A 13,516-nucleotide genomic window follows, 5' to 3' on the forward strand; every position below is an offset into this window, starting at 1 on the left:
TGACCGTCAGAACGGTGAAATACAGGAATGGATCGCAAGTCCGACCGTAATTACGAGATAATTATCATAGGAGCTGGATTTTCCGGCATCGGGTCTGGCATTAGCTTGATGAAGGCGGGATTTACCGACTTCTTGATGGTTGATGACGCCGATGGCGTAGGTGGTACGTGGCACTGGAACACCTACCCGGGTATCGCTGTCGATATACCGTCGTTCAGTTATCAATTCTCATACGAAATGCGGCCCTCTTGGTCGCGCACGTACGCCCACGGCAATGAGCTCAAAGCCTATGCCGAGCGATGTGTTGAAAAGTATCGGCTCTGGGACCATATTCGTTTCAACACAACCATTACCGAGGCTTGTTTCGACGAGAACGCAACACGGTGGCATTTGACCAGTGCCAATGGTGAGGAGTTCACGGCACGCTTCGTGATAAATTGCTCCGGCGTTCTCAGTCGGCCAAAGTGGCCTGAAATCAAGGGGGTGCGAGATTTCGCCGGCGTTACGCTCCACACGGCTAGATGGGACAATGCCAAAGATCTCAGCGGGAAGAGGGTTGCAGTAATCGGTACCGGTGCATCGGCGGTGCAACTGATACCCGAAGTCGCAAAGAAAGCAGAGAGTCTGACGGTATTTCAGCGAACTCCAATTTATTGTCTGCCGAAGCCAGACTTCCCCATACCGACGTGGGGTGGAAGGCTTCTACATTTCCTGCCGGGGGCACAATTGGCGACCCGGACCGCCAGCCAGGCGTTCGTGGAAATCACTTTCCCAATCGCCGCTCACTTTCATACGGTGATACCGTTCGCCGATGTCATGGAGAGCGCCGCAAAGCGGTACATGCGGCGTGAGGTCCATGACCCGACGACGAGAGAACAACTCATTCCGCGCTACTCGTTGGGCTGTAAACGACCCAGCTTCCACAATTCCTATCTCGCAACGTACAACCGGTCCAACGTTTCGCTCGAGACGAGCGGCATAACCCATATCGACCATGCATCCGTCCATACTCGAGACGGCAAAGCTCATCCCATTGACGTCTTGATCCTGGCCACCGGCTTCAAAGTGATGGAGTCGGGCAACATGCCAACTTACGTATTGAAGGGACGCGGCGGGCTGGAGCAGGCTACATGGTGGGACGAGCATCGACTGCAGGCCTTCGAAGGGGTGAGCGTCCCGGGATTTCCGAATCATTTCAACATCTTCGGCCCGTACGGCTACAACGGTTCCTCGTACTTCACGCTCATCGAGGCGCAGAGTCGGCACATCGTCCGGTGTCTTCGTCGCGCGCGGGCGCTGGGTGCTAACTGCGTGGAGGTCAAGAAGGAGGCGAACGACCGTTATTTCGCCGAAGTGCTAAGGCGGCGTCACAGACAGGTTTTCTGGCAGCCGAGCTGTTCCAATGCCAACAGCTACTACTTCGACAGGCACGGTGACGTTCCACTCCGTCCATCAACGACTCTGGAGACCTATTGGCGGAGCCGCACCTTTCGCCTCTCGGACTACCGATTCGAGAATCGGCCCGAAGAGGTGTGTCCCCGGTGACCAGAATGGATGCCCCTGACTGGCAGCCCAGTCTTGCCAGTCATCTCGTCGCGATGTCCTCGCGAACCACGCTGCGGCCACTGGCGCAGCTGATGCCATCAAACGCCTACGGACTTGCGGTGATGGATCGCGTGCTTCGAACAGCGCTCGTAGCCTCACGGCCTCGGCGCGGCGTCACAGTGCGCAAGGTTGACACTGTATTCGCCGGAGGCCCGGTTCGTGGGGACTGGATCACCACGCCTGCCATTAATCCGCATGCCAACCCTTTGCTGTACATCCACGGCGGCGCCTATTCTATGTGCTCGCCGGAGACGCACCGCGGTCTTCTTGGTGAACTCGCCTCGGCGAGCGGGCGCCCCATCTTCGCAGTGAAGTATCGTCTTGCCCCGCGGTATCCCTATCCCGCAGCCGCGGACGATGCGCTGAATGCGTATCGCTGGCTTACCAGCGGAGGGTCCCCGGGTTCTTGTCAGCGCACCGTCGCGGTTGCCGGCGATTCAGCGGGCGGTCAGCTCACGATGGCCACGGCCTTGGGCGCACGTGCAGTTGGATTGCCGCTCCCTGATGCGATGCTGCTGATGTCTCCCGTCCTGGATCTCAGGTGCGAACTTGCCAGAGCGCGTGAAATTCGCCGCCGGGATCCTTTTGCCTCCGCTCAATCAGCGGCGCGCGCTCTTGACCTCTACGTAGGTGGCGCAGATCGCGGAGATCCGCGCCTCAGCGTGCTTGACGCGGACCTCACCTCGATGCCGCCGATCCTCATTCAGGTGGGCGGGAGAGAAATGTTGATCGATGACTCGCGCCGTCTCGCCGAGCGACTTCAATCAGCTGGATCCCACGTCGAGATCCAGGTATACCGGGGACAGATCCATGTATTCCAGGCTATGTTCCGGATTCTTCCCGAAGCCCGAGACGCGATTCATCGAGCGGGACGCTTCCTTGAAGCCTCGGAAGTCAGGTGAAAGTGTCCGAACAGGCAATGCTCCTACACCTACACCACCTCGACCGCCGCAGCGTGAAGTCAGTCGTCTCTGCCTCATGAGCAGCAACTTCGCGACGGCCTGTCGCGCATACGATCCGTCGATCGTGATCATCGGGGCCGGCTTCGCCGGGGTTGCGATGGCCCACCGGCTGAAGAAGGACGGGTTCACGAACTTCACGATCCTGGAAAAGGCTGCAGACATCGGGGGTGTTTGGCGTGACAACACCTATCCGGGAGCGGCCTGCGACGTGCCGTCAGCGTTGTACTCACTCTCGTACAAGCCCAATCCTCGTTGGTCACGGCGATATGCCGAGCAACCCGAGATACTCAAGTACCTCCAACAACTCGTGGAGAGTGGCGGACTGGCCGCGCATCTGCGTACCCAGACCGAAGTTGTCGCAATGACCTTCGATGACCAGCTAGGGCGTTGGACCCTGGTTACGAACTCGAACGAGACAATAACCTGCGATGTCGTCGTCTCGGCCGTGGGTCAGCTCTCCTTGCCCCACGTACCCGTTATTGCCGACGCAGACACCTTCCAGGGGCCGCGCTTTCATTCGGCGCGTTGGGACCGATCGGTTTCGCTTCGCGGCAAGCAAGTAGCCGTCATCGGCACAGGAGCTAGTGCCATCCAATTCGTGCCACACATCGCCCAGGAGGCGGAGCATGTCACGCTATATCAGCGCACGGCTCCGTGGATCTTGCCGAAGTGGGACAGCAGGTATGGAGTCCTTCACGACAGGGTGAGCGAGTTATTGCCGATGGCGCTGCGCCTCGAGCGTTTCGCGGTATGGCTAATTTTCGAGTTGCTCGCTGTGACGCTAGTCGACGCGAAGCCCCTCTCACGCGTCCTCGGTGCGATCGCGCGCCGCCACCTACATCGGCAGGTTGCTAGCCCATCTTTGCGCGAGCAATTGATGCCTTCGGACGCGCCAGGGTGCAAGCGAGTGCTGTTCTCGAATGATTACTATCCAGCAATCGCGAGTGATCGCGTGTCGTTGGTGCCGAAGGCTATCGCAGAGCTCTGCGACAACGGTGTCAAGACCGTGGATGGAGAGTTTCGTCCTGCAGATGTCGTGATCTACGGAACCGGGTTTCGCGCCACCGATTTTCTCGCCCCGATGTCCGTGCGCGGCTCTCGCGGAGTCTCCTTGGCCGAGGTGTGGAAGACCCAGGCGTACGCATATCTGGGCATCACTGTCCCCATGTTCCCGAACCTGTTCCTGCTTTATGGTCCCAACACGAATGTGGGCTCGGGGTCGATCCTCTACATGATCGAGTCACAAGTCCGTCACATCGCAACGCTCATCAAAGCCGTGGCTGCTCATCCGGGTCATGCGATCGATGTCAGGACGGAGAGCGCGCAACGCTACAACACGCGCTTGAGAAGGCGACTACGGAGGTCGGTGTGGGCGCTGTGTGCGAGCTGGTATCGAACCTCGAGCGGGGAAATCCCGACGAACTGGCCGGGGCCTACCTTGGTTTATCGACTCCTTACCCGGAAGCCGCACAGCGGCGATTACGTCTTGAGAAACGTCGGGCGTCTAAAGGTCGGAGACCCTGCAGAACCGAGCCTGGCCGACTAAGGGCACGAGACGCGCACTTAACCGCTAGGCCAATAATGTCTAGATATTGACATCAATGGCATCTTTGTAAAGACTGGTGGACGCCGTCAAAGCGGCCCAGCGTCCAGGAGGAACCATGACGAATCACCTTCTCGCACCTGCGCACCACGTGAAGGAGCGGTTGTCCTCTGTGATCATGGTCCCCGCGCCTCACGCCGTCGACGACAGATGGCGTCGATGGAGCCGGGACTGGCCGGTTCGTGAACTGGCACCGGCACCCGCGGGCAATGGATTGAAAGCCGTCCGGGGGGATGCCGGACTGCCCTTCGTAGGTCACACGCTCGACTACATCCGATTCGGCTCGGATTTCAGTCGAGAGCGCTACGACCGTCTGGGTTCGGTGTCGTGGATGGGCGCGTTCGGCACCAAGATGGTGGTCATCGCCGGCCCTGACGCCACTCGAGAGGCGTTCACGAGCGAAGCGAAGGCATTCTCTCAGGATGGCTGGTCCTTCCTGATCGACGCCTTCTTCCATCGCGGTTTGATGCTCATGAGCTTCGACGAGCACTTGATGCACCGGCGCATCATGCAGGAGGCGTTTACGCGTCCGCGCCTGACCGGATACGTCGAACAGGTAACGCCATGCGTTCGCTCGGCAGTGCCTGCGTGGCCGGTGGGCCCGTCGGTTCGAATCTACCCACTGTTGAAGGAACTCACCCTCGACATCGCTACCGACGTCTTCATGGGCGGCCGCGGCAAGGACGAGAGCGATGCTGTCAACAAGGCGTTCGTCGCTACGGTCCGGGCGGCGAGTTCCCTTGTGCGTGCTCCGCTTCCGGGAACCAGATTCCGCGCTGGTGTGCAAGGGCGGCGCGTTTTGGAGGACTACTTCTTCCGGCATCTGCCGGCCGCGCGAGCCGGTGAAACGGAGGATCTGTTCGCTGCTCTCTGTCAAGCCACGACCGAAGACGGGGAGCGGTTTTCCGACGAGGATGTGGTGAATCACATGATCTTCTTGATGATGGCGGCCCACGACACCTCGACGATCACCACCACAGCGGTCACCTATTTCCTTGCCAAGTATCCGCAGTGGCAGGAGGCTGCGGCTGCGGAAGCCGCGGCCATCGGTGACGGGTTGCCGGACATCGAGGCCCTGGAGAAGATGACGGTCATCGACCTCGTGATCAAGGAAGCGCTCAGACTGCTTGCACCTGTTCCGCTGGTGATGCGCAAGACGGTTCGAGATGTCGCCATCGATGGATATCACATCCCCTCGAACACGTTATGCGCTATAACGCCTGCCGTGAATCACTTCGATCGAACGATCTGGAGTGATCCGGAGCGGTTCGATCCCTCACGTTTCGACGAGCCTCGGCGCGAAGACCAACACCACCGATTCGCCTGGGTTCCGTTCGGAGGTGGAGCGCACAAGTGCATCGGCATGCAATTCGGGACGCTCGAGGTCAAAGCAATCCTGCACAGGATGCTGCGTTCGTTCACTTGGAAGGTTCCGGAGAACTATCACGTCCGATGGGACAACACCTCGCTGCCCATTCCGGTGGACGGACTTCCGTTGGAGATGAAGCGCCGATGACCGTCGACCACAGCCCCTACCTCGAACCCACGGAGTTTCTTGACTGGCAACAAGATTCGGTACGTGACTTCGTGTCATCGGCGATCCGTGGTGCCTGCGGCGACACCGAGAAGGCCATCGCCATCTTCACCGCGGTCCGTGACTCCATTTGGTACGACCCCTACACGGTGACCGACAACCCGCACGCGTATCGCGCCAGCACCGTCGCGACCGCAGAACGGGCCTACTGCGTCCCGAAGGCCGTGCTCTTGACTGCAGCGTGCCGAGCGGCGGGAATCCCGGCGCGGCTGGGGTTCGCCGACGTCCGAAACCACCTCCAGACCAAGGCATTGCGCGAGCGGATGGGTGGTAGCGACGTTTTCGTCTACCACGGCTACAGTCTCATGTTCCTCAACGGTGCGTGGGTAAAGGCCACCCCGGCGTTCAATCGCGAGCTGTGCGCACGCTTCGGTGTCTCGCCGATCGAATTCGACGGCCGTAGCGACGCGCTACTCCATGGTTTCACCGCTGACGGCACCCAGCACATGGAGTATCTGCGCGACCGGGGAGCCTACGACGATCTACCCCTAGCAGACATCCTGCAAGCACTGAGAACGCATTACGGCACATTCATCGATCAGCCGAACAGCCGTCCCGACCTCTTCGCCTGAAAGGGCACTACACGATGCAAAGCACAATGCAAAATGTTCCGCTCACGGTGTCGGCGATCGTCCAGCATGCGGCAGCCATACACGGTGACAGCGAGGTCGTCACTCCGACCGGAAATGGATATCGGAGAACGCCTTACCGCATTGTGCTGGCGCGAGTGGCTCGCCTTGCCAATGCGCTGCGCAGTCTTGGCGTCACGGCAGACCAACGCGTGGCCACCTTCCAGTGGAGCAACCAGGAACATCTGGAGGCCTACTGTGCGATTCCCTCCATGGGCGCGGTCCTGCACACGCTCAACATTCGTTTGGCCCCAGAGCAACTGGCGTACATCGCCAATCACGCGAGCGATCAGATCGTCCTAGTCGACGCTTCGGTTGCCCCGTTGTTGGCGCGCGCGCTCCCAGCGATGGCGTCGGTGCACACCGTCATCGTCACCGGAGAGGGCGACCTTGCCCCGCTACAGGGATGCGGGAAGACCGTTCTGCGTTACGAGGAAGTGCTTGCCGGCCAAGAAGAATCATTTGACTGGCCTGAGCTCGACGAGCTGTCCGCCGCGGCCATGTGTTATACGAGCGGTACCACCGGAGATCCCAAAGGCGTCGTCTACAGCCACCGTTCGACGTACCTTCACTCCCTGACCGCCTGCACAGCTAACGCTTTGTCAGTCAGCGAGGCCGACCGTGTTCTGGCCATCGTCCCAATGTTTCACGCCAATGCGTGGGGGCTTATTTACGCAGCGTTGATGTCCGGTGCGGATCTCGTACTGCCTGACCGGTATCTCCAAGCCGAACCGTTGGTGTCGATCATCGAAGACACCAGACCGACCTTGGCCGGTGCAGTGCCGACGATCTGGAACGATGTCGACCGATATCTGGATTCGCACCCTGAGCGGGACATTTCTTCGTTACGGCTGGTCGCGTGCGGGGGGTCTGCTGTTCCGCTTTCGTTGATGCGGGCATTCGAAGAGAAGTACGACGTGCCCATTGTGCAGGCCTGGGGTATGACCGAAACCTCTCCGTTGGCGACCGTTGCACGTCCGGTTCACAGAGCCGACGCGACGCGGCGCTGGGAGCTGCGCGCATCCCAGGGCCGACCGATCTGCGGTGTCGAAATCCGGTTGCGGGACGACGACGGGAAAGACGTGCCGTGGGACGGGCAATCAGTTGGGGAGATCCAGGCGCGCGGTCCCTGGATCACCGGGTCCTATTTCGGAAACAACGATACGGAGAAGTTCGACGAAGGATGGCTGCGTACCGGTGATGTGGGCAAGATCGACGCCGAGGGCTATCTGACACTGACCGACCGCTCGAAAGACGTCATCAAGTCGGGTGGCGAATGGATCTCCTCGGTGGAGCTGGAAAACACGCTGATCGGCCACCCTGCCGTGTACGAAGCGGCGGTAGTCGGCGTCGCGGACGATAAATGGCAGGAAAGGCCGTTGGCGCTTGTCGTCGTCCACCCCGGAACCGACGTTGACATTGACCAACTCCGATCGTTCCTTGCGGACAAAGTCGCCAAATGGTGGATTCCCGATCGATGGAGCTTCGTGTCCGATATTCCGAGGACGAGCGTCGGAAAGTACGACAAAAAGGCCATCCGTGCGCGCCACTCTGCCGGCGAATACCTCATCGAAATCGAAACGTCATAACGTCAAATCCCTGGAATTCCAACAGTCGGAAGGTAATCATGTCCTCACCAATCTCTCCCTGGATGAATGCCGAATTACTCGAGCTTCGTGACCTCGCTGCGAAGTTCTTCTCGGCCGAATTGGCGCCGCATGCGAACCGCTTTGCAGACCAGCACCACGTCGACCGAGAACTGTGGAACCGAGCAGGCGAGCTGGGCCTGCTCTGCATGTCTATACCTGAGGAATACGGCGGAGGCGGTGGCACTTTCGCGCACGAAGCGGTCGTGCTTGAAGAGCAGGCCCGCATAGGTGACAGCTCATGGGGCGCGGGACTGCACAGCGGAATCGTCGCCCACTACATCCTGCAGTACGCGACTGAAGAGCTGCGCGCGCAGTGGCTTCCCAAGATGGCGTCCGGTGAAATGATCGGGGCGATCGCCATGACAGAACCGGGGACCGGGTCCGATCTGCAGAGCGTCAAGACAAAAGCCCTCCTGGACGGTGACGAGTACGTGATCACCGGCTCCAAGACTTTCATCACCAACGGCCAACAGGCCGACCTCATCATCGTTGTTGCCAAGACAGATCCGAGCCAGGGCGCTGCGGGCATCTCTTTGATCGTTGTCGAGGCTGACCGGGCGGGATTCCGGCGCGGCAAGGTTCTCGACAAAATCGGCCAGCGCGGCCAGGACACCTCCGAGTTGTTCTTCGATGAAGTGAGAGTTCCGCGCTCGCATCTACTGGGCCAGTCTGAGGGACAGGGCTTCATTCAGCTGATGACGCAGCTGCCACAAGAGCGACTCATCGTCGCGGTGGGGGCTGTCGCAGCGATGGAACTTGCCCTGGAGCAGACGCTCAAGTACACGCGTGAGCGGGAGGCGTTCGGTCGGCCTGTCTTTGGCTTTCAGAACACCAAGTTCACGCTGGCTGAAGCCGCGACAGAAACGCGCATCGCACGAGTGTTCCTCGACTACTGCATCGACCTGCACCTTGCGGGTCAACTCGACGTGCAGACCGTCGCCATGGCGAAGTGGTGGACCACTGAGCGAGCGATGAAGGTACTCGATGACTGTATGCAGCTTCACGGCGGATATGGCTACATGACCGAGTACCCCATCTCGAGGTTGTGGGTGGATCAGCGCGTGCAAAAAATCTATGCCGGCACGAACGAGGTGATGAAGGAAATCATCTCGCGTTCCCTATGACTCAGAGGAGTTGCCGCCCGCACGTTAGTCATCTAGAGGAGGAGGACTGATGGCATCGATGGTGGTGCCGTATCGCCACGACATGGGCGGCCACTGCGGATCGGGGGCTCTTCGGGATTTGACCGAATGGGCCGGGATCCGTTGGGGTGATGACACCCCGGACGAAGGCATCGTGTTTGCTCTCGGCGGGGCCCTCGACTTCTCGTATGTTCGCTCGGCCCACCTACGTCCACCGATCTACCTCGTTGGACGCAGCGCGGACCTCGAAGACGAATACTTGACCCGGTTGGGCGCGCGCTTCGAGTGTCGTTCGACAGACGACCCCGATCTCGGGTGGAAATGGGTGACCGAACAGATCGATGCCGGTACGCCGGTCATGGTGTGGACTGACATCGCCGAATTGCCCTATCTGAGAACGCGTCTGAGTATGAGCCGGCACGATGTCGTGATCGTAGGGTACGACGACGACGAGGAACTCGCCTTCGTGGTCGATAACGATCGCGATACACCTCAAGCCGTGCCTTACGAGAATCTACGGAAGGCGCGGGCATCGACGGGATTTCCCGTCCCCACGCGGCACACCACCTACGTAGTCGAGTGGCCCGGCGCGGCACCAGATCTCGGCAATGCTGCCCGGTCGGCCTTCCGTAGGTCCGCGGACGCGATGCAGGGTTCGTGTGTGAGCGCGCCGATCACCGAGGACTCCGATTGTGAAATTCAGGTGCGTGGGCTACCAGGGGTATCGACTTTTGTGGAGGATCTCAAGCGGTGGCCGAAGATCTTTGACGACGACACCCTCGACGGAGCCTTGTTTGCGCTGAGCGCCTTCATCGAAAAAGCCGGAACCGGAGGCGGTCTGTTCCGAGATCTGCAAGCACGTGGATGTCGGCGCGTCGCTGAAGAGTTGAGTTTCGAACCTGCGTTTAAAGCAGCGGAGGCTGCAAAGACCGCATCTGAGTTGTGGACCGCGGTTGCGCACGCCGCTTATGACCGCGGTGCAGATCCGCACCGAAGAGCGAGCGGCGCCGCGTCCGTGGCTGCGCAATTGCCGACAGCCGAACGTCGACTCGCGGAGGCGCTGAGGGAGGCAGGAGATCTACTCCTATGAGTTCTGATTGCTTCGGAGCAAGCCGAACTGGTTGCGACCCAGCAGATTTATTTGAGCGCTTTGAATTGTGTCATAAGAAGGGAGAATCACGATGGCTGTCTTCGCTGATGCGGAAGAGGTTTACCGCTACCTCGCCGGCATCTTTCGACGAGGTTTGGAGAACGAAGACCTTGCGAACAGACTTGCCGGGTCCGGGGTGGTGTTACGGATCCACTACACCGATCCGGATGCGGTAGTAACCGTGGATATGCCGGAGAAGGTCGTAGAGACCGGCGCGGACAGTGGCGTTACACCGAATGTCGAATTGTTCATGTCCGCGGATACCGGCAACAGGTTCTGGTTGGGGAAGGTGAACTTGACCATGGCGATGGCGAAAGGAACTGTACGAGCGAAAGGTCCTGTCACCAAACTGATCAAGCTCATACCGCAGGCAAAGAACCTCTTTCCGGAATACCGGGCAATCCTTGAGGCCGACAAGCGTCACGACCTGCTCAATGTGTGATGTCGGTGCGGTACCGCGCCCGGGCCCGGGTGAGCGGCGCGGGCCTCTGGGCGATGTGCCCGGAGATCATCCAGGACAGTTCGCGCGACCACCGTGCGCGGTCGGGATAACTACTCGAGAAGCGTAATTCGATAGAAGGGACTTCAACATGAAGACACGTGCGGCTGTTTTGTGGGGCTTGGAGCAGAAGTGGGAGGTCGAAGAAGTCGATTTGGATCCGCCAGGTCCCGGGGAGGTCCTCGTGCGGCTGGCGGCCACCGGCTTGTGCCATTCCGACGAACATCTGGTGACCGGCGACCTCCCGATCCCATTGCCGGTAGTGGGGGGTCATGAGGGTGCTGGCACAGTCGTGGAGTGCGGCGAAGGGGTTGAGGAACTGTCCGAAGGTGATTCTGTCATCTTGACCTTCCTTCCCTCGTGTGGGCGCTGCTCGTACTGCGCGCGCGGCATGGGCAATCTCTGTGAGTTGGGAGCGGCGCTCATGATGGGACCGCAGATCGACGGCACCTATCGCTTTCACGCACGAGGCGAGGACGTCGGGCAGATGTGTTTGCTCGGGACGTTTTCCGAGTACACAGTGGTGCCGCAGGCGTCCGTGGTCAAGATTGACGGCGGAATCCCCCTGGATCGGGCAGCCTTGATCGGTTGCGGCGTCACGACCGGTTACGGATCTGCGGTGCGGACTGGGGAGGTGCGCGCCGGGGACACCGTCGTGGTAGTGGGAGCGGGCGGAATCGGAATGAATGCGATTCAGGGCGCGCGAATCGCGGGAGCGCTGGCGATTGTGGCGGTCGATCCGGTGAAGTTCAAGCGAGAGCAAGCGAGCGGGTTCGGTGCGACGCACACCGCGGCCTCGATGGATGAAGCTTGGTCGCTGGTCAGCGATATGACGCTGGGCAAGCTGGCTGATGTCTGCATCCTCACCACCGATGTGGCTGAGGCCTCCTACACCGCGGAAGCGCTGGCCTTGGTCGGAAAGCGCGGGCGCGTCGTGGTCACGGCCATCGGGCACCCCGACGACTCATCGATCTCAGGATCACTGCTTGAAATGACGCTTTACGAGAAGCAGATTCGTGGCGCTTTGTATGGCTCATCCAATGCGCCGCACGATATTCCGCGACTGGTCGAGCTGTACTCCGCTGGGTTGTTGAAGCTCGATGAGTTGGTCACCCGCGAATACTCCCTCGACCAAATCAATGAGGGCTACGAGGATATGCGTTCAGGAAAAAACATCCGAGGGCTGGTCCGGTTCTGAAGAGCATCATGCCCACTGCTGGTCTTCATGTCCTTGCGTCGCTGCAGATCATGCGGCCGGGCCGCTTGGGTGGTTGGCGTCGCGTCCTTCTTTCCCGTCGTGAGGACGGCAAGCATCAGACACCTCATAGATCATTTATCACATTCTCTGGAGGCTGAGATGACGGACGCTGGCACGACCACGGCAAGCGGGGATGGGGCTGCTCGTTTCGCTATCGCCCCGGAGGTGTGGACCACGCCGGAGCGACGAGCGCTGAGCCAAATGGCGCGGTCTTTCGTGGAACGTGAAATCGCGCCGAAGCTAGCGGAATGGGAGCACGTGGGTGAGATTCCGCGCGACCTGCATCTCAATGCTGCCGAGGTGGGGCTTCTCGGAATCGGGTTCCCGGAAGAAGTCGGCGGCAGCGGCGGCAATGCGATTGACTCTGCACTGGTCACTGAGGCCATCCTGGCCGCAGGCGGGTCCACTGGCGTCTGCGCCGCCTTGTTCACCCATGGCATTGCCCTTCCCCACATTGCCGCCAATGGCTCCGACGCCCTGATTGAACGATATGTCCGTCCGACGCTCGCAGGAAAGATGATCGGCTCGCTGGGCGTTACCGAGCCTGGGGCAGGTTCAGATGTCGCGAATATGCGCACACGCGCAGTGCGCGACGGCGACACCTACGTGGTCAACGGAGCAAAGACGTTCATCACCAGCGGAGTTCGGGCGGACTTCGTTACTACGGCGGTACGCACCGGCGGACCGGGTTACGGTGGAGTTTCATTGCTCGTGATCGACAAGAATTCGCCTGGATTCGAAGTGTCCCGCCGGTTGGACAAGATGGGATGGCGATGTAGCGACACCGCCGAGTTGTCTTTCGTCGACGTTCGCGTACCGGCTGAGAACCTGGTGGGGGCAGCAAACAGCGGGTTTTTGCAGATCATGCAGCAATTTCAGGCTGAACGGCTCGGCATCGCCGTCCAGGCGTACGCGACGGCGGGTCGGGCTCTCGATCTCGCCAAGAGTTGGGCGCGGGAGCGTGAAACGTTCGGTAGACCCTTGACGGGGCGCCAGGTCATTCGCCATAAGCTCGCGGAGATGGCTCGACAGGTCGACGTGGCGTGCACCTATACCCGTGCGGTCATGCAGAGGTGGCTAGCGGGGGAGGATGTCGTTGCCGAGGTGTCGATGGCCAAGAACACCGCTGTGTATGCGTGCGACTACGTGGTCAATGAGGCGGTTCAGATCTTTGGTGGGATGGGCTACATGCGTGAGTCTGAGATCGAGAGACACTACCGAGACTGCCGGATTCTCGGAATAGGCGGCGGCACCAACGAAATCATGAATGAGATCATTGCCAAACGTATCGGACTCTAGTTCTTGATACCAGTAAAGAAAGTTCTCACATCGCAGGTCAACGACGGTCAGGCGGCTGTTGGTCCAGCCTGCCGCTCGCGGCGTCTCGATGCGGCGAGGAGCGAGGGCAGCTGCGCTTCGTCGTGA

The 13,516-nt window shown here is 60.1% G+C and carries 11 protein-coding genes; all 11 read left to right on the forward strand.

The window, feature by feature from the left end:
• Positions 1-27: 27 nt before the first annotated feature.
• The 11 genes from DQP57_RS07435 (at position 28) to DQP57_RS07485 (ending at position 13,390) form a co-directional block, all read left to right on the forward strand.
• On the forward strand, positions 28-1,545 hold the full coding sequence (locus tag DQP57_RS07435; RefSeq protein ID WP_011560579.1) for a flavin-containing monooxygenase: 1,518 nt from the start codon (positions 28-30) through the stop codon (positions 1,543-1,545).
• Positions 1,542-2,507 carry an alpha/beta hydrolase gene (locus DQP57_RS07440; RefSeq protein ID WP_012296509.1) on the forward strand — a complete coding sequence of 322 codons (966 nt, stop codon included), beginning with the start codon at positions 1,542-1,544 and terminating at the stop codon, positions 2,505-2,507. The genes DQP57_RS07435 and DQP57_RS07440 overlap by 4 nt, the downstream gene beginning before the upstream one ends.
• A 76-nt stretch (positions 2,508-2,583) precedes the next feature.
• Positions 2,584-4,113, forward strand: a complete 1,530-nt coding sequence (locus tag DQP57_RS07445; protein ID WP_011856019.1) for a flavin-containing monooxygenase — start codon at positions 2,584-2,586, stop codon at positions 4,111-4,113.
• Between the two features lie 115 nt (positions 4,114-4,228).
• The gene (locus DQP57_RS07450) at positions 4,229-5,686 is read left to right on the forward strand and encodes a cytochrome P450 (RefSeq protein WP_112632417.1); all 1,458 of its coding nucleotides are present in this window, start codon (positions 4,229-4,231) and stop codon (positions 5,684-5,686) included.
• The gene (locus DQP57_RS07455; RefSeq protein ID WP_011560574.1) at positions 5,683-6,336 is read left to right on the forward strand and encodes a transglutaminase-like domain-containing protein; all 654 of its coding nucleotides are present in this window, start codon (positions 5,683-5,685) and stop codon (positions 6,334-6,336) included. The genes DQP57_RS07450 and DQP57_RS07455 overlap by 4 nt, the downstream gene beginning before the upstream one ends.
• Before the next feature lie 26 nt (positions 6,337-6,362).
• Entirely contained in the window at positions 6,363-7,982 is a 1,620-nt protein-coding gene (locus tag DQP57_RS07460; RefSeq protein WP_112632383.1) for a fatty acid--CoA ligase, read from the forward strand.
• A gap of 38 nt (positions 7,983-8,020) precedes the next feature.
• Positions 8,021-9,166 (forward strand): acyl-CoA dehydrogenase family protein, encoded by a 1,146-nt coding sequence (locus DQP57_RS07465; protein WP_005086582.1) that lies wholly within the window; start codon positions 8,021-8,023, stop codon positions 9,164-9,166.
• 49 nt (positions 9,167-9,215) lie between these two features.
• Positions 9,216-10,274: a BtrH N-terminal domain-containing protein gene (locus DQP57_RS07470; protein ID WP_005086581.1), complete on the forward strand. Its 1,059-nt coding sequence runs from the start codon at positions 9,216-9,218 to the stop codon at positions 10,272-10,274.
• A gap of 91 nt (positions 10,275-10,365) precedes the next feature.
• Complete coding sequence (locus tag DQP57_RS07475) at positions 10,366-10,776, forward strand: SCP2 sterol-binding domain-containing protein (protein WP_005110592.1); 411 nt, start codon at positions 10,366-10,368, stop codon at positions 10,774-10,776.
• A gap of 148 nt (positions 10,777-10,924) precedes the next feature.
• Entirely contained in the window at positions 10,925-12,031 is a 1,107-nt protein-coding gene (locus tag DQP57_RS07480) for an NDMA-dependent alcohol dehydrogenase (protein ID WP_005086578.1), read from the forward strand.
• Between the two features lie 159 nt (positions 12,032-12,190).
• Entirely contained in the window at positions 12,191-13,390 is a 1,200-nt protein-coding gene (locus DQP57_RS07485) for an acyl-CoA dehydrogenase family protein (RefSeq protein ID WP_112632418.1), read from the forward strand.
• Positions 13,391-13,516 lie beyond the last annotated feature (126 nt).

Origin of the sequence: Mycobacterium colombiense (assembly GCF_003284935.1) — a bacterium.
Taxonomy (GTDB): domain Bacteria; phylum Actinomycetota; class Actinomycetes; order Mycobacteriales; family Mycobacteriaceae; genus Mycobacterium; species Mycobacterium arosiense_A.